Annotated in this window: 20 protein-coding genes, 1 tRNA gene and 1 pseudogene; 13 read left to right on the plus strand and 9 right to left on the minus strand. The window is 69.5% G+C overall.

The window, feature by feature from the left end; genetic code table 11:
* Positions 1–150: 150 nt before the first annotated feature.
* The 3 genes from gltX to ABZS42_RS09560 are packed head-to-tail and all read right to left on the minus strand — an operon-like array spanning position 151 to position 4231.
* Complete coding sequence (gene gltX, locus ABZS42_RS09550; protein ID WP_355143485.1) at positions 151–1560, minus strand: glutamate--tRNA ligase; 1410 nt, start codon at positions 1558–1560, stop codon at positions 151–153.
* Between the two features lie 47 nt (positions 1561–1607).
* Positions 1608–2885, minus strand: a complete 1278-nt coding sequence (locus tag ABZS42_RS09555) for an MFS transporter (protein ID WP_355143486.1) — start codon at positions 2883–2885, stop codon at positions 1608–1610.
* Positions 2882–4231: a GH1 family beta-glucosidase gene (locus ABZS42_RS09560; protein WP_355143487.1), complete on the minus strand. Its 1350-nt coding sequence runs from the start codon at positions 4229–4231 to the stop codon at positions 2882–2884. The genes ABZS42_RS09555 and ABZS42_RS09560 overlap by 4 nt, the downstream gene beginning before the upstream one ends.
* A gap of 186 nt (positions 4232–4417) precedes the next feature.
* On the opposite strand from ABZS42_RS09560, the gene ABZS42_RS09565 reads away from it, so the two are divergent.
* A complete protein-coding gene (locus tag ABZS42_RS09565; RefSeq protein WP_355143488.1) occupies positions 4418–4867 on the plus strand; it encodes an SRPBCC family protein in 450 nt (149 codons plus the stop codon).
* 225 nt (positions 4868–5092) lie between these two features.
* Here the strand turns inward: ABZS42_RS09565 and aceE are convergent, their stop codons facing one another.
* The gene (aceE, locus tag ABZS42_RS09570) at positions 5093–7837 is read right to left on the minus strand and encodes a pyruvate dehydrogenase (acetyl-transferring), homodimeric type (protein WP_355143489.1); all 2745 of its coding nucleotides are present in this window, start codon (positions 7835–7837) and stop codon (positions 5093–5095) included.
* Between the two features lie 241 nt (positions 7838–8078).
* Between aceE and ABZS42_RS09575 the strand changes: the two genes are divergently transcribed.
* From ABZS42_RS09575 to ABZS42_RS09605, 7 genes are all read left to right on the plus strand, one after another.
* On the plus strand, positions 8079–8444 hold the full coding sequence (locus ABZS42_RS09575) for a hypothetical protein (protein WP_355143490.1): 366 nt from the start codon (positions 8079–8081) through the stop codon (positions 8442–8444).
* 27 nt (positions 8445–8471) lie between these two features.
* Positions 8472–8876: a YjbQ family protein gene (locus ABZS42_RS09580; protein WP_355143491.1), complete on the plus strand. Its 405-nt coding sequence runs from the start codon at positions 8472–8474 to the stop codon at positions 8874–8876.
* A 155-nt stretch (positions 8877–9031) separates the two neighbouring features.
* Positions 9032–9511 carry a MarR family transcriptional regulator gene (locus ABZS42_RS09585; protein ID WP_355143492.1) on the plus strand — a complete coding sequence of 160 codons (480 nt, stop codon included), beginning with the start codon at positions 9032–9034 and terminating at the stop codon, positions 9509–9511.
* 54 nt (positions 9512–9565) lie between these two features.
* Positions 9566–12178 carry a thiamine pyrophosphate-dependent enzyme gene (locus ABZS42_RS09590; protein ID WP_355143493.1) on the plus strand — a complete coding sequence of 871 codons (2613 nt, stop codon included), beginning with the start codon at positions 9566–9568 and terminating at the stop codon, positions 12176–12178.
* Between the two features lie 110 nt (positions 12179–12288).
* Complete coding sequence (locus tag ABZS42_RS09595; RefSeq protein WP_355143494.1) at positions 12289–12726, plus strand: DUF3052 domain-containing protein; 438 nt, start codon at positions 12289–12291, stop codon at positions 12724–12726.
* A 97-nt stretch (positions 12727–12823) separates the two neighbouring features.
* Complete coding sequence (locus ABZS42_RS09600) at positions 12824–13288, plus strand: peroxiredoxin (protein WP_355143495.1); 465 nt, start codon at positions 12824–12826, stop codon at positions 13286–13288.
* Between the two features lie 81 nt (positions 13289–13369).
* Positions 13370–13444 (plus strand) — tRNA-Val (locus ABZS42_RS09605).
* Positions 13445–13613: 169 nt separating this feature from the next.
* Here ABZS42_RS09605 and ABZS42_RS09610 read toward each other — a convergent pair.
* Positions 13614–14497 (minus strand): annotated as a pseudogene (locus tag ABZS42_RS09610) (replication initiator); the annotation flags it as partial.
* Between the two features lie 93 nt (positions 14498–14590).
* Positions 14591–14791: a hypothetical protein gene (locus ABZS42_RS09615; RefSeq protein ID WP_355143496.1), complete on the minus strand. Its 201-nt coding sequence runs from the start codon at positions 14789–14791 to the stop codon at positions 14591–14593.
* A gap of 231 nt (positions 14792–15022) precedes the next feature.
* On the opposite strand from ABZS42_RS09615, the gene ABZS42_RS09620 reads away from it, so the two are divergent.
* Positions 15023–15520, plus strand: a complete 498-nt coding sequence (locus ABZS42_RS09620; protein ID WP_355143497.1) for a DUF1877 family protein — start codon at positions 15023–15025, stop codon at positions 15518–15520.
* A 134-nt stretch (positions 15521–15654) separates the two neighbouring features.
* On the opposite strand, the gene ABZS42_RS09625 is transcribed toward ABZS42_RS09620, so the two are convergent.
* The gene (locus ABZS42_RS09625; RefSeq protein ID WP_355143498.1) at positions 15655–16836 is read right to left on the minus strand and encodes a low temperature requirement protein A; all 1182 of its coding nucleotides are present in this window, start codon (positions 16834–16836) and stop codon (positions 15655–15657) included.
* An 808-nt stretch (positions 16837–17644) separates the two neighbouring features.
* Here ABZS42_RS09625 and ABZS42_RS09630 point away from each other — a divergent pair.
* A complete protein-coding gene (locus ABZS42_RS09630; protein WP_355143499.1) occupies positions 17645–18331 on the plus strand; it encodes a hypothetical protein in 687 nt (228 codons plus the stop codon).
* Positions 18332–18552: 221 nt separating this feature from the next.
* Here ABZS42_RS09630 and ABZS42_RS09635 read toward each other — a convergent pair whose 3' ends face one another.
* On the minus strand, positions 18553–19098 hold the full coding sequence (locus ABZS42_RS09635; RefSeq protein ID WP_355143500.1) for a hypothetical protein: 546 nt from the start codon (positions 19096–19098) through the stop codon (positions 18553–18555).
* 115 nt (positions 19099–19213) lie between these two features.
* Positions 19214–19426, minus strand: a complete 213-nt coding sequence (locus ABZS42_RS09640) for a hypothetical protein (protein WP_355143501.1) — start codon at positions 19424–19426, stop codon at positions 19214–19216.
* Positions 19427–19669: 243 nt separating this feature from the next.
* Here ABZS42_RS09640 and ABZS42_RS09645 point away from each other — a divergent pair, with 243 nt between their 5' ends.
* The 3 genes from ABZS42_RS09645 to ABZS42_RS09655 are packed head-to-tail and all read left to right on the plus strand — an operon-like array spanning position 19670 to position 21418.
* Entirely contained in the window at positions 19670–20275 is a 606-nt protein-coding gene (locus tag ABZS42_RS09645; RefSeq protein WP_355143502.1) for a hypothetical protein, read from the plus strand.
* 56 nt (positions 20276–20331) lie between these two features.
* Positions 20332–20676 (plus strand): hypothetical protein, encoded by a 345-nt coding sequence (locus ABZS42_RS09650; protein WP_355143503.1) that lies wholly within the window; start codon positions 20332–20334, stop codon positions 20674–20676.
* Between the two features lie 43 nt (positions 20677–20719).
* Complete coding sequence (locus ABZS42_RS09655) at positions 20720–21418, plus strand: suppressor of fused domain protein (RefSeq protein WP_355143504.1); 699 nt, start codon at positions 20720–20722, stop codon at positions 21416–21418.
* Positions 21419–21431: the final 13 nt, after the last annotated feature.

The raw sequence follows: 21431 nt of genomic DNA on the forward strand, positions 1-21431 counted from the left end.
ACGCTCGGTGATCGGCGAGGTGAGGTGGGCGGCGCTCGGACCGTCGTGACAAACAAATTAAGACGATCACTCGCCGGGCGGCCACCGCCGGAGGCGGCGAGCGCAGGGGCGGCCGCCGGAGATGACCGCCCGCAGGGGCGAGTCGCGTGGTCAGACCAGGCGGACCCGGGCGGCGCGCAGCCGAGTGAGGGCGCGGTCCCGGCCGAGTACCGCCAGCGACTCGAACAGCGGCAGGCCCACGGTCCGACCGGTGACGGCGACGCGTACCGGTGCCTGCGCCTTGCCCAGCTTGAGCCCCCGCTCGGCGCCCACCGCCTCCAGGGCCGCCTTGATCGACTCGGCCTCCCACGACGGAAGCGCCTCGAACGCCGAGACCGCCGCGTCCAGCAGTTCCGCCGAGCCCTCCTTCATCGCCTTAGCCCAGGCGGCCTCGTCGATCGCCGGAGTCGCCAGGAACAGAAAGTCGACGTTCGGCACGATCTCGCTGAGCACCGCGATGCGGGTCTGGGCCAGCGGGGCGACCGCGGCGAAGACCGCCGGGTCGAACTCCTCAGGCTGCCAGGGCGGCGGGGCGATCGTGCCGGTACCGGTCAGCCACGGCTGGCAGGCCGCGACGAAGTCGTCCACCGACAGCGCCCGGATGTACTCCCCGTTGAAGGCGCGCAGCTTCTTCTCGTCGAAGAAGGCGGGCGACAGGTTGACGTTCTCGAGCCGGAACTCCTCCTCGATCACGGACCACGGGACGATCTCCCGGTCGCCGGAGGGCGCCCAGCCGAGCAGCATGAGGTAGTTGCGCATCGCGTCGGCGAGGTAGCCCTCGTCGCGGTACGCCTCCAGAGCGACCTTGTCCCGCCGCTTGGAGAGCTTCTGCCGCTTCTCGTTGACCACCACCGGCACGTGCGCCCAGACCGGCGGCTTGACTCCGAGGGCGGCCCAGAGCAGCTGCTGCTTCGGGGTGTTCGGCAGGTGCTCCTCGGCCCGGATCACGTGCGTGATCCCCATGGTCATGTCGTCCACGACGTTGGCCAGCAGGAAGACCGGCGAGCCGTCGCCGCGAGCGATGACGAAGTCCTCGATCAGCTTGTTCTCGAAGGTCGGCTCGCCCCTGATCAGGTCGATCACCACGGTCGCGCCCTCGTCGGGCGTACGGAAGCGCAGCGCCCGCCCCTCACCCGGGCCGAGACCCTTGTCCCGGTGGTAGCCGTCGTAGCCGGAGTACTGCGAGCCGGTGCGGGCCTGCACGTCCTCCCGGGTGCAGTCGCAGTAGTACGCCCGGCCCGACTCGTAGAGCCGCTGCGCGGCCGCCCGGTGCTCGTGGGCGTTCTCCGACTGGAAGTGCGGGCCCTCGTAGCTGGTGCGCTCGATGCCGATCCAGTCCAGCGCGGAGAGGATGCCCTCGGTCCATTCGGGCTTGTTACGGGCCGCGTCGGTGTCCTCGATGCGGAGCACGAACACCCCGCCCTGCTGCTTGGCGAAGATCCAGTTCTGCAGGGCCGAGCGGGCACCGCCGACATGGAACATACCGGTCGGGGAAGGGGCGAAGCGCACACGTACCGTCACGCCCCAAGCCTACGGCGCTGCGCCAGCGGATTCGGCCAGGGGTCCGGTCAGGGCACCGAGCGGATCTTCACCACCAGCACGCTGCCGAGCAGGGTGACAGCGGCGGTGACGGCGTAGAGCGTTGGATACCCGCCCAGGTGTACGACGAGCGGCGCGGAGAGCGCCGGGCCGAGCACCTGCGGTGCCGAGTTCGCGATGTTGATCACTCCGAGGTCCTTGGCCCGATCCGTGGCCCGGGGGAGCACCTGGGTGATGAGCGCCGCGTCCACCGAGAGGTAGACCCCGTAGCCGGCGCCGAGCAGCAGCGCCGCGGCGACCGCTATCGGCCAGGTCGGGGCGATCGCGAGCAGCACCGCCGCCACCGTCATGATCAACCCGGACACGATCACGAAGACCTTGCGCCGCCCGGACCGGTCGGAGAGCCGACCCGAGACGACCGCGGTGAGCATCATGCCCAGCGTGTAGAGCAGGATCAGCACCAGCAGCGACCCCTCCGGGTCCGCCACCCGCACCCCGTCGGTCAGGAAGTACAGCAGGTAGAGGGTGCCCAGGGCGTTGCCGGTCTGGACGAGGAACCGGGTGAGCCAGGCCCAGGCGAAATCCGGGTGCCGGCGCGGGCTGACCCACATCGAGCTCAGCAGGGCACGCAACCGCAGCGCCGACTGATGCGTGCGGGGCAGCGGGTCGTCGGCGGTGAACAGCGCGAACGGCAGGGCCAGCACCAGCACCGCGAGCGCGATCGCCAGGTAGCCGGCGGCGTTGCCCGTGACCACCGCCGTGACCAGCACCGCGCCGACCACGAGACCGAGCGCCTGCGGGATGCCCACCCAGCCGGAGACGCCCCCGCGCTGGGCCACGGGCACCCGGTCCGGGATGGCCGCGCTGAGACTGGCCAGCATCGCGTTGAAGCAGACCTGGGCGGCGACCCAGCCGAGCGTCACGCCGAGCACGGTGCGTTGCCGGGCGAGCAACACCAGCGCGAGTGCGCCGAGCACGGCCCCGCCGGCGGTCCAGACGTGCCGGCGGCCGAACTCGCGCCCGCGCAGACGCAGGCAGGTCCGGTCGGAGAGGGCGCCGGCCAGCGGATTCACGATCACCGCGGCGAGGGCGCCCAGCCCGGTGACCACGGCCAGCATCTCCTCCTTGCCGTCCGGCGAGATCCGCTCGATCTGCTGCGGCAGCAGCACCTGGATCGGGGTGAAGAACGCCATCCAGACCCCGAGGTTGGCCGCGAAGATCAGCGCGATCCAGCCCCGCCGGACCGGGGCCGTGGGCTCGGCCAGCGCCGCCGGCACGGCGACCGGCGACGGGTCGACGGTGGTCACCGTTCCGGCTCCCGGCGCGCCGCCCCGACGACGTCCCGCAGCCAGGCGTACGAGGACTTCGGCGTACGGGTCCGGGTGGCGTAGTCGACGTGCACCAGGCCGAAGCGTTTGGTGAAGCCCTCGGCCCACTCCCAGTTGTCCAGCAGCGACCAGACGAAGTACCCGCGTACGTCGACGCCGTCGTCGAGCGCGCTCCGCACCGCGCGCAGGTGCCCGGCCAGGTACGCGATGCGCTCCGGGTCGTGCACCCGCCCGTCGGTGTCGGGCGTGTCGTCGTACGCGCAGCCGCTCTCGGTGATCTCGACGGGCGGAAGCGCGTCGCCGTACGTGCGGTGCAGCCAGCCGAGCAGTTCGTGCAGCCCGTCCGGGGCGACCGGCCAGTCGAACGCGGTCCGCGGGTAGCCGTCCAACGGCACCAGCTCGAACGGCAGCGGCGAGCCCTCCCGCGGAGCGCGTACTCCGGTCGGGTTGTAGTAGTTGACCCCGAGCACGTCGATCGGGGCGGCGATGACGGCGAGGTCCCCGTCGTGCAGCACCGACGGGTCGCCGACCGTCCCCTCCGGGTAGCCCAGGCCGAGCAGCGGATCGGTGAAGAGCCGGTTGTGCAGCGCCTCGTACGCGGCGGCGGCGGCCCGATCCGCGTCGGTGTCGCCGACCGTCCGTACGGGCGAGTAGTTGTTGGCGATCGCGACCGGGCTGCCGCTGCGCGCACGCAGCGCGGCGACCGCCATCGCGTGCCCGAGCAGTTGGTGATGGGCGACCGGGAAAGCGTCGAAGAGCAGCGCCCGTCCGGGTGCGTGCAGGCCGGTGCCGTAGCCGAGGCTCATGTGGACGAACGGTTCGTTCAGGGTGATCCAGAGCTTGACCCGGTCGCCGAGGCGGGCGGCGACCAGGTCGGCGTACGCCGCGAAGCGGGCCGCGGTGTCGCGGGCCAGCCAGCCGCCGGCGTCCTCCAACGGCTGGGGCAGGTCCCAGTGGTAAAGGGTAGCCACCGGGTCCACGTCGTGCGCCAGCAGTTCGTCGACCAGCCGGTCGTAGAAGTCCAGTCCGTCCGGGTGGGCCGGCCCGGTGCCGGTGGGCTGGACTCGCGGCCAGGCGACGGAGAAGCGGTAGGCGGTGACGCCGAGCCCGGCCAGCAGCGCGATGTCCTCGCGGTAGCGGTGGTAGTGGTCGCACGCGACGTCGCCGGTGCTGCCGTCGGCGATCCGGCCGGGGGAGCGGGCGAAGGTGTCCCAGATGGACGTTCCGCGTCCCCCCAGCTCGGCCGCGCCTTCGATCTGGTACGCCGAGGTCGAGACGCCCCAGCGGAATCCGGCGGGGAACCGTGGCAGCGGTGCGGTCGGCATGGCGTCCTCCCGGTCAACGCGAAACGTGTTCGGACTCTAGGACGCGAGCCGGGATTGCGCTATAGGCCGTCTTGACTGTCCGCGCAATGCTTTTCGGCGTGTCTTTTTCCGAACCCGTCCTAGTACGTCCGAATTTGCGCATAGAGTGCCGAATATCGCGGATGTCCTCACTGGAGGAAGACGGAAATGATCCTCGTGGAACGCAGTGCGCACGTGGTTGCGCCGGTGGAAGCGGTCTGGGATGTCGTACAGCGGGCCGAGCAGTTGCCGGCCTGGCTGGCGGGGGTCCGTGCGGCCGAGGTGCTCTCGGGTGAGGGCTTCGGGCGGCGGCAACTGGTCCAGGCCGGGCGTGGCTCGGCGCACGAAGCCGAGGTGATCGCCTACCAGGAGCCGACCCTGATCGGGTGGCGCGAGCGCGCCAAGGGTGCCGGCGCCCGGGCAGAGGCGCGCACCGAGATCTACGTTCAGCTCACTCCCGACGAGGAGGAGAGCGGGGGCACGGTCGTGCGGCTGATCGTCGTACGCTGGCCGGCCGGTCCGGTCAAGGCCGCTCTGCTCCGGCTCGGTCTGCGTCGGGTCGGCGCCGATCTGGAGGAGTCGTTGGCCCGGCTGACCGACCTGGCCGCCGTCGGCTGACCGGGTCCGTCCCCGGCGTCACCCGCGATGGTGGTGGCCCGGCGTCCCCGCCAGGGGCACCGGGCCATCGCTGGCTCTCCGCCGGTCGCCCGCACGTCGATCACTCCGGCGTGGCGTTCGACCGGTGCCCGTCCGGCACCAGGTTCATGACCGGACCGGAAAGCTCCCCGACGAACGGCGAAGGGCCCGCGCGGTGTGCGCGGGCCCTTCGTTCGATCGGTACCTCTAGCTGTCGCCGCCGGTCTCGCCGACCGGGGCCGCGCTGACGTCGTCGATCGCGTACTTCTTGGCCGCCTCGGCGGGCACGTTGGCCGGCACCACGCCGCGCAGCGCGAGCTGACGCAGCGTGGCGACCGCCACCGACTCGGCGTCCACGTTGAAGTGCCGGCGCAACGCGTGCCGGGTGTCCGACATGCCGAAGCCGTCGGTGCCCAGCGAGGTGTAGTCGCCCGGCACCCAACGAGCGATCAGGTCCGGCACGGCGCGCATGAAGTCGCTGACCGCGATCTTCGGACCGTCCGCGTCGGCCAGCTTCTGCGCCACGTACGGCACCCGCTGCTCGGAACCCGGGTTGAGGAGGTTGTACTCCTCGCACTCCACCGCGTCGCGGCGCAGCTCGGTCCAGGAGGTCACCGACCACACGTCGGCGGCCACCCCCCAGTCCTGAGCCAGCAGCTGCTGCGCCTTGAGCGCCCACTGCATACCCGTGCCGGAAGCCAGGATGTTCGCCTTCGGCGCTCCGCCGTCCAACTTCGGCGCGGCGGCGTAGCGGTAGACGCCCTTGACGATGCCCTCGACGTCCACACCCTCCGGCTCGACCGGCTGGAAGATCGGCTCGTTGTAGACGGTGAGGTAGTAGAAGACGTTCTCCTGCGCCTCGCCGTACATCCGGTGCAGGCCGCTCTCGACGATGTGCGCGATCTCGAACGCGAACGCCGGGTCGTACGCGACCACCGCCGGGTTGGTGGCGGCGATCAGGTGCGAGTGGCCGTCCTCGTGCTGGAGACCTTCACCGTTGAGCGTGGTCCGGCCGGCCGTGGCGCCGAGCAGGAAGCCCCGCGCCATCTGGTCGGCGGCCGCCCACAGCCCGTCGGCCGTGCGCTGGAACCCGAACATCGAGTAGAAGATGTACATCGGGATCATCGGCTCGTCGTGCGTGGCGTACGCCGAGCCGGCGGCGGTGAACGACGCGACCGAACCGGCCTCGTTGATGCCCTCGTGCAGGATCTGCCCGCCGGTCGCCTCCTTGTAGGACAGGAACAGCTCCCGGTCCACGGAGGTATAGCGCTGTCCGTGCGGCGAGTAGATCTTCGCCGTCGGGAAGAGCGAGTCCATGCCGAAGGTGCGGGCCTCGTCCGGGATGATCGGCACCCAGCGCTTGCCGAACTCCTTGTCCTTCATCAGGTCCTTGAGCAGGCGGACGAAGGCCATCGTGGTGGCCACCTTCTGCTTGCCCGAACCCCGCTTGACGTCGGCGAAACGCTCCGGCCCGGGGATGACCAGCCGCTTCGAGCTGGTCCGCCGCGACGGCAGGTAGCCACCGAGCTGCTGCCGCCGCTCGTGCAGGTACGCGATCTCGTCCGACTTCTCACCCGGGTGGAAGTACGGCGGCAGGTAGGGGTTGTCCTCCAGCGCCGAGTCCGGGATGTCCAGGTAGAGCCGGTCGCGGAAGGTCTTCAGATCCTCCAGCGTCAGCTTCTTCATCTGGTGGGTCGCGTTGCGGGCCTCGAAGTGCGAGCCGAGGGTCCAGCCCTTGATCGTCTTGGCGAGGATCACGGTCGGCTGGCCGGTGTGCTCCGTCGCCGCCTTGTAGGCCGCGTAGAGCTTGCGGTAGTCGTGGCCACCCCGCTTGAGGTTCCAGATCTCGTCGTCGCTGAGGTTCTCGACCATCTTGCGGGTGCGCGGGTCGCGTCCGAAGAAGTGCTCCCGGATGTACGCCCCGGACTCCGCCTTGTAGGTCTGGTAGTCACCGTCGGCGGTGGTGTTCATGAGGTTCACCAGCGCGCCGTCGGTGTCCGCAGCGAGCAGCGGGTCCCACTCACGGCCCCAGACGACCTTGATCACGTTCCACCCGGCGCCCCGGAAGAACGCCTCCAGCTCCTGCATGACCTTGCCGTTGCCGCGGACCGGGCCGTCCAGCCGCTGCAGGTTGCAGTTGATCACGAAGGTGAGGTTGTCCAGCTCCTCGCGTGCGGCCGCGCCGATCGCGCCGAGCGTCTCCGGCTCGTCCATCTCGCCGTCACCCAGGAACGCCCAGACGCGCTGGTCGGAGGTGTCCTTGATGCCGCGGTGGTGCAGGTAGCGGTTGAACCGTGCCTGGTAGATCGCGTTCAGGCCGCCGAGCCCCATCGAGACGGTGGGGAACTCCCAGAACTCGGGCATCAGCCGCGGGTGCGGGTACGACGGCAGCGCGCCGCCCCGGTGCGACAGCTCCTGCCGGAACCCGTCCAGCTGGTGCTCGCTCAGCCGTCCCTCGAGGAACGCGCGCGCGTACATGCCGGGGGAGGCGTGACCCTGGTAGTAGATCTGATCGCCACCGCCCGGGTGGTTCTTGCCGCGGAAGAAGTGGTTGAAGCCCACCTCGTAGAGCGACGCCGAGCTGGCGAAGGTGGAGATGTGACCACCGACGCCGATCTCGGGACGCTGCGCCCGGTGCACGAGCATCGCCGCGTTCCACCGGATGTAGGCCCGGATCCGCCGTTCGATGTGCTCATCACCCGGGAACCACGGCTCACGCTCCGGCGGGATCGTGTTGATGTAGTCCGTGGTGGTCAGGGACGGAACCCCGACCTGCCGTTCCCGAGCGCGCTCCAACAGGCGCAGCATCACGTAACGGGCGCGTTTGGTTCCGCGCTCGTCGATGACCCCGTCGAGCGACTCGACCCATTCGCTGGTTTCGTCTGGGTCGATGTCCGGGAGCTGGCTCGGCAGGCCGGCGGTGATCACCGGGCGCTTGCGTTCCGTAGCCACAGGCGGTCCCTCGGTTGTGTGTGGGATAGGTCTCTAGCGCCATCCTGCCCCCTGCTGCCACCCGGCGTCACGTCTAGACCCCCGGGACGCGACGCTCGACACAGGTACCCGCCGGTAACTTTGGGTGTCGATCGATCTGTCTCAGACTGCTTGTCCGGTCTCAATACCATGCCGGGATGAACGCTCGACAGGCGGTGTTGGGGGGCTCCTCGTCGCGGCCGGAGTGCTGCTGGCGTTCCCGGTGACCTCCGTGCTGCTGGCGGGCGACCTCGCGGTGTTGCCCGTCGCGCTCGTCGCCGCGCTGGCCGTGGTCCTCGGCGTCTTCCTGATCGCTAACGGGAAGCGGGCGACGGCAACACGACGGGGCCACGGCACGTCCGGGCCCGCTCGGCGGTACGCCGGCACCCACATTCCGCACCAGGGGCCTCCCGACGCGTACTCGTGGTGGGAGTCGACCGGCCACCTGCACGACAGCGGCGGCGATTCCGGTGGCGGCCGGTCCGGGGGCGGCGACTCCGGTGGCGGTGGCTGGTCCGGTGGTGGCGATTCGGGTGGTGACTGGTCCGGCGGTGGGGGCGGTGACTCCGGCGGTGGCGGAGGAACCTGACCCACGAGCTGCGGCAGAATGCGACGTATGCGTAGTGACGTGATCACCGTCCAGACCGGCTCCCGCCCCACCGTCCGGGACATCACCGCCGAGGCGCAGAGCTTCGTCTCCGGCGCGGGGGACGGTCTCCTGCACGTGTTCGTCCCGCACGCCACCGCCGGGCTGGCGCTCATCGAGACCGGGTCGGGCTCCGACGACGACCTGCTCACCGCGCTGGACGCACTGCTGCCGTCGGACGACCGCTGGCGGCACCGGCACGGGTCGCGCGGCCACGGCCGGGATCACGTCCTGCCCGCCTTCGTCCCGCCGTACGCCTCGGTGCCGGTGCTCGGCGGCCGCCTCGCGCTCGGCACCTGGCAGTCGATCTGCCTGGTCGACACCAACGGCGACAACCCCACCCGCCAAGTCCGCTTCTCCTTCCTGCCCGCCTGACCCCCGCCCCTCGAGGGGCTTCGTTCACGGAAGGAGTGGCCATTGCGCGCGGAATGGCCACTCCTTCGGTGAATTCGCGGCCTGGCGGGAGGGGATGAGGAGGGGGAGGGTGCCGGGGATGATCAATCTCCCTCACGCTCCGTAGACTGGGTGGCATGACGTTGGCAGCCGTCCCCACCGCCGGCCCCGATCCGGCTGACCGTTCGGGGCTGGCGGGCGACACGATGCGCCGGATCATGCACGTCGCCGCGGCCATCCGGCACCAGCAGGACGTCGAGATCGCCGAGTTGGGCCTCACCCCGGCGGTCGCCCGCGCCCTCTACGAACTCGACCCGGACCATCCGCTGCCGGCCCGCGACCTCGCCGAGCAGTTGCAGTGCGACCGGTCCAACGTGACCGCCCTCGTCGACAAGCTGGAGCAGGCCGGCCTGGTGCAGCGCCGGGTCGACCCCACCGACCGCCGGCAGAAGACGCTGGTGGTCACCGAAGCCGGTCGGCTGGTCCGGCAACGGGTGCACGAGCTGATGTCGGACTCCCGACTGCTCGACGGGCTCACCACCGGGGAACTCGCCGCCCTGCATGAGCTGGTGTGGAAGGTCTCCGACGGGGGCTGCGCCCAGCACCGCGGGACGTAGCGTCCCCGACCGGGTGTTGTGTGTCCGACTGGGCGCGACGGGCGTGCGTCGGTAATGCTGTCCGACGTGACCACCCCGCAAGATCTCGACGACCGGTTCCGGGAGACCCTGGCCGCGCTGGGCACGCCGCCGCACCGGCGTGACCCGGCCGAAGCGGTCACCGACGGTGCGACGCTGACCGGCGCGCAGGCCCTCGACCTCTTCGACGCGCAGGTCACCAGCCGGCAGTTGGACCTGGCCGGGCGCTGGCTGCGCAGCTTCGGCGAGGGCTTCTACACCATCGGTTCGGCCGGCCACGAGGCCAACGCTCTGGTCGCCGCCGTGCTGCAGCCGACCGATCCGGCCCTGCTGCACTACCGCTCCGGAGCGTTCTACTGCGTCCGGGCAGCTCAGGCCGCGTCCGCCCAGGCGGTCGCGTCGGAGCTGGACGAGGTCGATCCGGCGCAGCCGGCCGGCGCGCTCGGCGCCGTCGACCCGGCGTCCGGGCCGTCCGGCGTGCGGCACGACCCGGCCTCGGCCGCGTACGACGTGGGAGTGGGTCTCTTCCACGCCCCGGACGAGCCGACTGCCGCGTCGACGCGCGACGACCCGGCCCCGGCCGCCACCGATCCGCCCGACGCGGCGGACGAGGCCCCGGGCGGCACCCCGGCGCTCGACGCCGGGCGGGAAGTCGCCGGCGGGGCGGCGTGGCCGGAGCGCCCCTGGGCGTACGGCGAGGCGGCCGGGGACGTGCTGCGCGGCATGGTCGCCTCCGCCCGCGAGCCGATCGCCGGTGGCCGGCACAAGGTCTTCGGCCACCCCGATCTGGCGGTCGTGCCGACCACGTCCACCATCGCCTCGCATCTGCCCCGTGCCGTCGGCATGGGGCTCGCCGTCGAGCGGCTGCGCCGGCTGGAGACCCGGCGGGCCGGCGGGGTGCGCCTCGGCGACGACTCGACCGTCGCCCCGCCCTGGCCGCCCGACTCGATCGTCGTCTGCTCGTTCGGCGACGCCTCGATCAACCACGCCAGCGCCGGCGCCGCGTTCAACACCGCGGGCTGGTACGACCACACCGGCCTGCGCATCCCGGTGCTCTTCGTCTGCGAGGACAACGGCCTCGGCATCAGCGTCCGGACCCCGGAGGGTTGGGTGGAAACCACCCTGCGCTCCAAGCCGGGCATCCGCTACTTCGCCGCCGACGGCGGTGACCCGGTGCAGGCGTACGCGGTGGCGGCGGAGGCGGCCGGCTGGGTGCGCCGGCACCGGCGGCCGGCGCTGCTGCACCTGCGTACGGTCCGGCTGATGGGGCACGCGGGCGCGGACGCCGAGGCGGCGTACCGCAGCCCGGCGGAGATCGCCGTGGACCTCGAGCTGGACCCGGTGGCCGCGATGGCCCGCCTGTTGGTCGAGGCGGGCGTGGCCAGTGGCGAGGAGCTGCTGGGCCGGTACGACCACATCGGCTGGCAGGTGCGCCGCATCGCCGAGGAGGTGATCGGTGAGCCGAAGCTCACCGCCGCAGCCGACGTGGTCGCCCCGCTGGCGCCCCGGCGGCCGGCGCGGGTGGCTCGCGCGGTGGCCGAGGCGGCGGCCCGGGCCAGCGGACCGGGTGCGGCGGCACGGAACGAGACGTTCGGCGGCAAGCCGCCGGAGTTGGCCGGCCCGTTGACGCTGGCGCAGAGCATCAACGCGGCGCTGACCGACGGGATGCTCGACCACCCGGAGATGGCGGTCTTCGGCGAGGACGTGGCCGCGAAGGGCGGCGTGTACGGGGTCACCAAGGGCCTGCGCGACCGGTTCGGGCCGGCCCGGGTGTTCGACACCCTGCTCGACGAGACGTCGGTGCTCGGGCTCGGGCTGGGTGCCGGGCTGTCCGGGATGCTGCCGGTGCCCGAGATCCAGTACCTGGCGTACCTGCACAACGCCGAGGACCAGCTCCGCGGCGAGGCGGCCACCATGCAGTTCTTCTCCCAGGGGGCGTACCGCAATCCGATGGTGGTGCGCATCGCCGGCCTGGCGTACCAGGAGGGCTTCGGCGGGCATTTCCACAACGACAACTCGGTGGCCGTACTCCGGGACGTGCCCGGGCTGGTGATCGCGGTGCCGGCGCGGCCGGACGACGCCGCGCCCATGTTGCGGACCTGCCTGGCCAGCGCGGCGGTGGACGGGAGCGTCTGCGTCTTCCTGGAGCCGATCGCGCTCTACCACACCCGGGATCTCTACGTCGATGGTGACGGCGAGTGGCTCGCCGGCTACACGGAGCCGGGGGCCTGGGCTGGTGGGCACGTGCCGATCGGCCGAGCCCGCGTGTACGGGGTGGGGTCTGCCGAGGACCTGACGATCATCACGTTCGGTAACGGCGTACGTCTGTCGCTGCGCGCGGCGGCGGCGCTCGCCGACGAGGGCGTCGGTACGCGAGTGGTGGATCTGCGGTGGCTCGCGCCCCTGCCTGTGGCGGACATCATCCGGGAGTCGTCGGTGACCGGCCGGGTGCTGGTGGTGGACGAGACCCGCCGTTCCGGAGGTGTCGGCGAGGGAGTGATCGCCGCGCTGGTCGATGCCGGATATGTCGGGGCGGCGCGGCGAGTAGCCGGAGTTGACTCATTTGTACCATTAGGTCCGGCCGCGCGTCAGGTTCTGGTCTCTGAAGAGGCCATTACCCAGGGTGCCCGCACACTCCTGGCACGGTAAATTCCGTTCCACCCGGTGCGCCACTTGCGCGGGGACGCACAACTGTGTGGACTTTGCCTGACGGCGTCGAACCGGCGTCGAGCAGGGACGAGATGAGGAGGCACGCGACAGTGAGCGCGACCGCTGGTCAGGCCGCCGACGGGGTACGCAGCCTGGCGGACCGGTTCGGAATCGAGCCGGGCATGGTCGTCATGGAGATGGGGTACGACGAAGACGTCGACCACGATCTCCGCGACGCACTGACTGACCGCTGTGGAGATCTGGTCGACGAGGACACCGACGAGGTGGTCGACGCGGTACTGGTCTGGTACCGCGACGGCGACGGTGATCTCTTCGAACTTCTCGTCGACGCCCTCGGCCCGCTGGCCGACAACGGGGTCGTGTGGCTACTCACGCCCAAGGCAGGGCGCGAGGGACACGTCGAGCCGAGCGAGATCGCCGAGTCCGCTCCAACCGCCGGCCTCCAGCAGACCTCGACGGTCAACGCCGGCCGGGACTGGAGCGGCGCGCGCCTCGTCCTGCGCCGCGGAGCCAAGAGCAAGAAGTAGCCCCCCGGCCGCCCCGGTGACGACAGGTGGCAGCCCGGTACCCCGGCGGCTCCGCCGCCGGGGTGGCTCATGTCGTCCCGATTCAAGGAGTTCACCTATGCCGTTGGCGGTCGGCGCGGAGGCGCCGGACTTCGTGCTGAAAGACCAGAACAACCAGGAGGTGCGGCTCTCCGGCTTCCGCGGCCGGCGCACGGTGCTGCTGGTCTTCTACCCGCTCGCCTTCACCGGTGTCTGCCAGAGCGAGCTGGCGGAGGTCCGGGACAACCTCGACGAGTACGTCAACGACGATGCCCAGGTGCTCACCGTCAGCGTCGACTCGGTCTACAGCCACAAGATCTGGGCCGACCGCGAGGGCTACCAGTTCCCGCTGCTCGCCGACTTCTGGCCGCACGGTGCGGTCGCCCAGGCGTACGGCGTCTTCAACGAGATCGCCGGCGTCGCCAACCGGGGCACCTTCGTGATCGACAAGGCCGGCACCGTCCGGTACGCCGAGATGAACATGCCGGGGGAGGCCCGCGACCAGCAGGCCTGGCGAAAGGCGCTGGCCGAGGCCACCGGCTGACCCGATCCGGCCACGCCGTGCGACCGGGCCGGCAGCGAGCAGGTAAGCTTGCCAGCCACCGGCCCGCCGCACGGGCGTTCCGGGCGCGTAGCTCAGTGGGAGAGCACTCGCCTTACAAGCGAGGGGTCGCAGGTTCGAAACCTGCCGCGCCCACCAGCAACGGTGACAGCAATAGCGGTCACGTGAGCCGTCCGTCGAGCTTCCCGAGCGCCTGTCGCATGGCATCAAGGTTGGCGTGCGAGTAGACCTTGAGCGTGATCTTCACGTCGGCGTGCCGGGCGATGGCCTGGACGACGTGTGGCGGGACGCCCAGAACGCCGGTCGGGGTGGTGGCGTGTTCGTGGGCGAGTTCTTCGCGGCCGGTGGTTCGTCGTTCGCGGGCCATGGCGGCGGCGGTGTTGGCGAAGAGGGCGTCTCCGGTGGTGCGCCAGCCGACTCCGGCGAAGGTGAGGGTGCCGACGATGAGCGTCGTGTCGTCGTCGAGGTGGTCGACGGCGCGGAGGGTGCCGGTCTGCTCGTCGGCCTGGTGGTGGTGTTCGTGTCGTCGGTAGGCAACGCGGGTGTCCCGCAGGAGCCGGAAGGTCACGGAGTAGCGGCGGCCTTTGGTGAGGAAGTGGCCGCCGTAGCCGAGCATGTGCGCCCACCGCCGCAGGCGGGCGTACGGGCTGGCGGGTGCTGGTTTCGTCGATTCGGTGTCAAGGCTGGCTTGACGCTGGGCGACGCAGACGGGGCAGGCGGCGTAGCGGGTTGGGGTGCCGCAGTCGGCGCACTCCCATCGCTGGACGAAGCCGGGTGTGGGTCGGTGTTCCCGGGGCCGGTCGAGCAGGGGCTGGGGTGTGCCGGTGGGTCGGCCGATACGCCAGCAGGCGTCGATGAGGCGGGCGGTGTGGTTGCCGTCGGGGTCGGCGTAGTCCCCGATCGTGTCGGCGGTCAGGCGGGTGGAGGTGTGCCCGGTGGCCTCGGTGCTCTTGGTGGCGTACTTGGCAAGGTAACCGGCGACCATGCCATCGGTGACGTCTCCGCCGGTTCCGGTGGTGATGGGGCGGATGTCGACGCCCTTGTCGGGGTCACCCACGCGATCGACCAGCCCTCGGGCCGGTCGGGGTGGTGGGGGCTGTGGAAGGCGACCTGTCGGGCGGCGTGCCGCAGCCCGTCGACGAGGTCATCGATGGTGAACCCGGCCGGCGGCGGCACGATCGCGTCGGGGTCCAGGCCCGCTCATAGCCGAAGACATTGCTACGGAAGCCCTCAGTCTTCGGGCGTGCACTGGTGTGAGGCGTTGACGGACGGTGCGTTGTCTGGTCAGTCGAAGTCGTTGCCGGTGAGGACCCAAGCGCTGCCCTGATCAGGGTCTTCCATCGCCAGGTGCAGGTACCAAATCTCGTCGTCGGACTCCTGCCAGGCGACGCAGTGCAGGCGTTCGACAAACGCGGTGGTGCAGTGCGGATCTGTGGCAGGAGTCACGTCGGCCATTGCGGCGAGTGCCTCCAGAGAGCTGGTCATCGCTGGTCATCGCTGGTCAACGCGTCCGCGTCGGCATCGCCCGCGCCGGAACAACCCTCACCGTCGAAGCCGCCGACATCGCCTTCCGCGTCTATGACGCCGACCAGCTGATCACCGAGGTCGCCCGATCCACCACCGAGGCCATCGCTAGATTCAAAGCCCGTAAACCAAAGCCCCCACGACGAGCAGCCGCCCCGCTCGCCCCCGTCCAGCGCAAGGAGTAACAGCCCGGTGAGCTTTCACATGCACCTGCGGGCCACGGCCTCCAACGAGATCCCACAGGATTTCACGTCGCTGCTCGACTTCATGTGGTCCGCCTGGGAGGCGCACCCGGAAGAGTACGCAGCTGGCATCGCCGGCTCCATCGAGAAGGACTTCGGCCACGTCGACGAGCTCTACACCATGGGCACGGACAAGGGTGACGCCACGAACACCGCCAGCGCTCTGCCGATCTTCGGCGGCCGCCAGGTCTTCAGCCCGACGAAGGACCAACCGCCGTTCGTCATCCTCAGCCCCGTCGAGACACGAGGAACGGCCGAGTTCCTCCGCATCGTCTCCTTCGACGAACGCTGGCAGATCGCAGGGGCGGAACTCTCCAAGCCATACATCGGCTGGGAGGACAAGAACGCGGCCAGGAACGTCTTCCTCGGCTACCACAACGACCTACGCACCTTCTACGCGCGGGCCGCGCAAGCCGAACACGCCGTGATCAAAGCCTTTTGGTATTAGACGCGCTGGGCAACGCAGCCAAGACGTAGCCGCTCGACGCGTAGCTGGCTACCTTCACACGAGATCGTCTAGCCGGACGTGTCACCCACGTCCCGTGACAGATCAGTCTCGGCACCTGCGTGACACTTTTCCGGTTAGCCGGGCGGTGACGGGGGTTCGGGTGGGCGTCCTCGGGCGCGGGCTGTATCAGATATTGCGATCCCGGCCAGGACGAGAGCAGCGGCGATGGAGCTCACCAGCCGCGGCGCTCGGATCATTGCCGGTGAGATGGCGGCGAGCACCAGGACACCGATCAGCCGGTTGCGGGACACGCGGGCGAAGACCGCGTACTCGAAGATTCCGCGCCCGGCCAGGAACAGCGCGGGTCCTCCGAGGATCATGGCGAGCCAGATCAGCTGCACGTGTCCGAATGGTTGGCCGACGACGTGACGGACGCAGTTGGCGGTGGCGATGAGGCCTGCCACCATGATCGGCTGAGCGTAGGTCGTCGTGATGGTGAGGCGCAGCGGATCGCCCGCGGCTGCGATGGCTTCCGCCAACAGCTCCCCAGCGCGGTAGATGTAGATCCGCCAAAATAGTACGATGGTAGCGAAATACACCAATATTGCGGCGCTGTGCTCGACCGCGAAGCCATTGTTGCCATACGCCATACCAGTGATCAGGAACAACTCACCGAGCGCAATGATGAAGAACTGCCGGAAGCGCTCGGCCAAGTGCTCGCCCGTGATCGCGAGCTCCGATCGATCAAGGCGACCCAACCCCGGTGTCGGCAAACGGAGTCCGGCCGCCATGTAGTCCACGACCACCGCCAACGTCCACAGGGCCAGACGCGCCGTACCGTGCGCCACGGCTCCTGCGATCCACGGCACCGCGGACAAGCCGGACCAGAACAGCAACCTCAGAAAGACGCGCTGCGCCTCGTGGCCCCGCACCAGCAGCGCGAGAACGGCGCTGACGCCAAGCTGAATGGCGACGTACGCGCCCGCGAAGGCCCAGCCCCACTTGCCGAACGCCTCCGGCACCGCAGCGGCCATCACCAGGACGCCAAACATGGACGCGATGACCAGCAGCTGTATCGACGGTCGCTGCGGATCGAACCTGTCGGTTGCCCCCGCGACGCGGGACCAGACCCACCACAGGGCCAGCAGCAACACCAGCGTCCGGAAGATGCCACTCCACGTCATATTCTCAAACAGCCACTGGTTGTGCCGGAACAGCCCGAAGACGAACACCACGTCGAAGAGCAACTCCAGGAACGTTGCCTGCTGCGCCTGCCCGGGGCTCCGCAGCAGTCCGCCCGCTCGACTCGTCGCCATAGGCTCGCCCGCTTCTGCCGTTATTGTCGCTCTTGAACTAGTCGTACCATCCAGCGGCTGTGGTGGATGCGGATGTGCGGCCATGGTCTGGGGTCAAGTGACGGCGTGCTACCGGCAGGGAAGCGTCAGCCAGGTCCTGATACCGATCTGTCACGCAGGTCCCGAGACCGGACACACCGTCACCAGAATCCCCGTTCAGGGTTTCTGTACGTCTTAAAGGCGGCCCGTGACCGGCCGCAGGCGCCGCCGCCGGGGCGCGCGCCGGCCGCTGTCGCTCTGCGACCGTCACGCCGGATGCCCGGCGGCTGGCGCGGACAGCGGGAAGCCCGGAGGCTCGGCTCAGCGCTTGCCGGCCAAGGCGGCGATGGCCATCAGCCCTTGGAGGATCGCGGCGAAGGGGGCACTCACCCCGGAGACAGTAGCGACCGTCCCAGCCGGCCGGCTGCCGGCGACATGGTTCAAACGCCGCCGGCGGCCGGCTCCGCACCGGGGAGCCGGGTCCGTTCCGGGACGGACGTGACCGGGCGAGGTTGGGTCAACTGCGCCACTGTGCCGGTGTCCGTCGGGGGCGGTCCACGAGCGGGTTGCGGTGGCTTCCTAGCCTGGGATCGATACCCGACCGACCCGATGGAGACAGGACTTGACTAGGCGTCATCCTGGCAGGCCGAGGCAGGGTCGACCCGAAACGCTGCGAACCGGCTCGACAGACCCGGATCTGAGCAGTGCCGTCGTCACTATTTCGGCGAGACTGGACGTTCTCGAGAAGGCTCAGAGCGCGCCGCGGCGCCTATGGTATCGGGACGCGTCTGTGGTGGTAGCAATTCTGGCGCTGCTCATATCATTGACTGCTTCGTACTTCGGTTGGAAGCAGAACGGCGATCAGCAAGAGTTGGCAGCGCGGTCGGAGCTGTCGCAGCTCATCCAGCGAATGACCGCTCTGCAGCGCGATGGTTCCGAAGATATTACCGACGCGGACGGCCAGCGAATCGGTGTGACGGAACGTGGGGATGCGGTAACCGAGACCTTGGCGCTGGCTGGGCAGGCAGCCGACATAATCGATCATCTCGACGACGGCGGAACGGCGTCGGAGTGCTATGCGGTGGCGCTCGCCTTCAAATTCGTGAGTGAAGATGGGCGGACGGCAGAGTTCGCGGAAAAAGGTCTGAGGAAAGATCCGCCACATTTGACGTTGCGCATAGGCCTGCTCCACGTGAAAGCGTGCAGCAATTTCAATTTGGGCAACTACGAGGTCGCCAGAGACGCGATGAGGGCGGCGATTGGCGCCAGGGACTCTCAATCGGGGCTCATCAGGGCATATGGCGAACTGCATTCGTACACCTATTGGGCGGACCGGGAGCGCACAACCGGAAGCTGCGATGAATGGGAAATGGCTATCGGCAAAGCCAGATCGTTGCTGGAGGAGTTGGCCGCGAACAAGGCCGCGCGGGAGCGAGCATCGCAGTGGATCAGAGCGGTTGACAGCTGCCCCGATTGAGGGGCTGGTCTAGGAATCTCACCCAGCTCAGTCAGCGCGAGGCGGCGACCAACTCCGGACGGCACGGGGGCGGTTTGAGCGACCGTGACGGGTCGCGTTGTCGAGATCCAGATCCGATCAGCGCAACCCGCGAAGCTCGCCACGCCGGGACCCATGGTCGCGAGCACGACGTAGCGCGCGTAGAGGCGGTGACTCCAGGTGCCTGCGGATCAGTTGCCGACTCAGTCGATGCGGTCGCTCAGGCCCAGCACCTTCGGGTCGTCACTCGGGAAGCTGCTGGGCATGCCCGGCACATCGATGGTGCGCCCGTAGACGCCGGCCAGGAACTCGACGGCACCGACCGGGAACTCCGACCAGTCGCCGTTGGCTCCGCGGACGACCACCGGCCAGGCGTCCGGGTCGGGATAGCTCGTCCTCCAGTAGAAGGCGTCCCCCGAATCGGAATTCGCCCAGCAGACCAGGCCGCCCGGCTCCGGGTAGGGAACATAGTTCTCGGTGTCATCCATCTCGTACAGGTCCTGAAGGATCTCGGACGAGTACCGGACCCCGGACGCCCACGCCGCCTCTGCGCCGGGCCGAGGAATGGACACCGTGAGGAAATCGTCGATGATCAACGTCGGGTACGCCTCTGCCAGGGAGCGGTAGTCGGAGGGCAGAGCCGTCCCGAGGTCCGCCCCGAGCGCGGCCCAGTCCACGCTACGCCGCGCCGGCGCACGCCACTGTGTCATCGACGGAAGCGCGGCCTCCAGCTCTTCGACCCTCAGCATTCCGCCTGCCAATCCGTGCTGCTCTCGCCCATAACGCTCTCGGACGCTACTCCGTCCTCGGTGTAGGCAGGTTGGTGCCGGTCTCGCCCTGCCTGCCCGGGGCGGGTGTTCAGAGTCAAGCGGATGTGGCGGTCTGTGCGATCAACGCCGTGCCGGACGCGATGAGGGTGGCCGCGACCATCACCAGGACCAAGCGGGTCAGGATCCGGCCGGAACGTGCCCCGACGATGGGGGCGTACAGCTTCTGTTCGGCTCGGACGAACCGGCCGGGCAGCAGCAGGATGGCCACCCCGGCGAGTAGGAGTGCGGCACCGGCGACAAAAGGCATGAGGCACCTCCTCCACCGATCATAGTTCCAACGAGGGGCTCGCTCGCCGTACACAGGAGAGCAGCCGAGTGAGCAGCCGAATCGGCGAGCATGAGCGGACGATCGGGGACGGAGACGCCCTGCCCGGCAAGACGGACCGCTGACATCTGCGACTGACATCAACGAAGCCGGCTGTCGGCGGACTCGTTCGGATGCGTGCGGCGGTCAGTTGGTCGCTCCGTAGCCCGGTGGTACGGTGCACGCGTGTCAATGGTTGACGCGGATTGGTGGTCAATGCTCCGGGCGCTGGACGAGCCAGTTGCGCCACCGGAGAGCATTGGACGGGAGTCGATCCTGCGGGCCCTGGTAACGGGGACCATGCCGGAGCCGATGTTTGGGGCGTTGAACCAGCGGGTGGCACGAGGTGAAGGCGATGGCCTGGAGGTGCGACGCGACTTCGACCACGCTGGGACCCAGGGCCGGTTTGAGCGACTCACAGCGCGGTTGAGCGAAACCTACGGTTGCCCGTGCGACTCAGCGCTGGCCCAGGACTCCGCCTGTTTCGGCAGCATCCAGATCCCCGCCGAGGCCAGCCGCAGCCACACGAAGCGCACACGGATTCCGCTGCCCTTGGTCGTGAGTGTGAGCGCGGTGGGTGGCCTCGCCACGTACGCAGCGTCCAGTCCGAGCGACCAGAAACCTTACCTGCACCCCGACGACCGGCGGCGGATCGAACAGGCTCTTGCCGGACTCGGTTATCTCGTCGTGCCCGGGCACATCCTCGCCGCGCCATACGACGGGCCCAACGGCTGGGTCTTCGGCCCGGGAGCCGATGCGACTTGGTTCACTCGGTTCTTCGACCATTTATGAATACGCAGGAATCCCGCCGCACGAACGGGGCGCGCACGTCAGAGCCGATTGGTGCCGTGAGACCTGGCGAGCCCCGCCCCGGCTGGCAACCGGTCCTGGCTGGCATTGGTCTGGCTGGGCTCGGTCACCTGCTGGCCATCGCCGCGATGGGCGTCGCTGCGCGGTTGGCCGGTGGCGCTCGCGGAAGCGATGTGGACCTCGACGCAGGCGGTCGCTTCGGCGTCGTCTACGCAATGCTGTGCACGTACGCGGTCATGCAGACGTTCCTGTTGGCCGGCGTGCTCCTCCTGTCCGCGTACGGTGGCCAACGCTTGAAGGTGGGGCTTTTCGCGGGCTGGGGTGGCGGCCTGGTGTTGATCGTGGGGGTTGTTGCCTCCTGGTTCGTGCCCGGCGCCGCATAGCTGTCGACGGCAACGCGAGTTTCGTGGTCTAGGCTGCGTCGCCATGGATGAGCCGCGCGGGTCGGGGGTCCTTCGTCACCAGCCGCTGCACGGAGGGTTCGTGCCGGCGCGGGGGCCGCGGCAGGCCTTCGCAAAGGCGATCGATCGACACATCGAGGAGTACTTCGGGCCCGTCGAGTTCGTCTATCACGAGATCGCCTCGCACCTGGTCGGTGTGCACGTCCACGTCGTGGGACCGACCGAGGGACGCCCGTACCGGACGCTGATCACGTCGGGGATGAGTGAACTGCCGATGACGGTCCCGGACGGCCACGACCTCAGCCCGTACGCCGAACTGATGCTCAGCCTGCCGCCCGACTGGCCGCTGACCGAGGTGACCGGGCTGGGCGAGGAACCGAGCGGCTGGCCGGTTCGAGTCCTCAAGGAGATCGCTCGACTGCCGCACGAGTACGGGACCTGGATCGGCGAGTGGCATTCGGTGCCGAACGGCGACCCCGCCCTGCCGTACGCCGCCGGTACCCCGTTCGCCGGTGTCGTCGTCACGCCGATGCTGCGCGTGGCCCCCGAGGCTCGGACGATCGAGGTCCCCGACGGCAGCCGGATCACGTTGCTCGCGCTGATCCCGCTGCACCTCGATGAGCTGGGTGTCAAGATCGAACGCGGGACTTCTGCCCTCATCGAGGTGCTCGATCGTGGTCGTATCACCGAGTTGCTGGACCCGGACCGCCCCTCGTACGCCTGAGGAACCGAACCGA

The sequence above is a fragment of the Micromonospora sp. NPDC005367 genome (genome assembly GCF_040606825.1).
GTDB lineage: Bacteria > Actinomycetota > Actinomycetes > Mycobacteriales > Micromonosporaceae > Micromonospora.

Bases quoted from the DNA above. Each gene is read 5' to 3' on its own strand.
- ABZS42_RS09560 (WP_355143487.1), bottom strand. From the start codon at position 4,231: ATGCCGACCGCACCGCTGCCACGGTTCCCCGCCGGATTCCGCTGGGGC.
- ABZS42_RS09615 (WP_355143496.1), bottom strand. From the start codon at position 14,791: ATGACCAGCTCTCTGGAGGCACTCGCCGCAATGGCCGACGTGACTCCT.
- ABZS42_RS09590 (WP_355143493.1), top strand. From the start codon at position 9,566: ATGCTGTCCGACGTGACCACCCCGCAAGATCTCGACGACCGGTTCCGG.
- ABZS42_RS09565 (WP_355143488.1), top strand. From the start codon at position 4,418: ATGATCCTCGTGGAACGCAGTGCGCACGTGGTTGCGCCGGTGGAAGCG.
- ABZS42_RS09580 (WP_355143491.1), top strand. From the start codon at position 8,472: ATGCGTAGTGACGTGATCACCGTCCAGACCGGCTCCCGCCCCACCGTC.
- ABZS42_RS09585 (WP_355143492.1), top strand. From the start codon at position 9,032: ATGACGTTGGCAGCCGTCCCCACCGCCGGCCCCGATCCGGCTGACCGT.
- ABZS42_RS09600 (WP_355143495.1), top strand. From the start codon at position 12,824: ATGCCGTTGGCGGTCGGCGCGGAGGCGCCGGACTTCGTGCTGAAAGAC.
- ABZS42_RS09625 (WP_355143498.1), bottom strand. From the start codon at position 16,836: ATGGCGACGAGTCGAGCGGGCGGACTGCTGCGGAGCCCCGGGCAGGCG.
- ABZS42_RS09655 (WP_355143504.1), top strand. From the start codon at position 20,720: ATGGATGAGCCGCGCGGGTCGGGGGTCCTTCGTCACCAGCCGCTGCAC.
- ABZS42_RS09635 (WP_355143500.1), bottom strand. From the start codon at position 19,098: ATGCTGAGGGTCGAAGAGCTGGAGGCCGCGCTTCCGTCGATGACACAG.
- ABZS42_RS09640 (WP_355143501.1), bottom strand. From the start codon at position 19,426: ATGCCTTTTGTCGCCGGTGCCGCACTCCTACTCGCCGGGGTGGCCATC.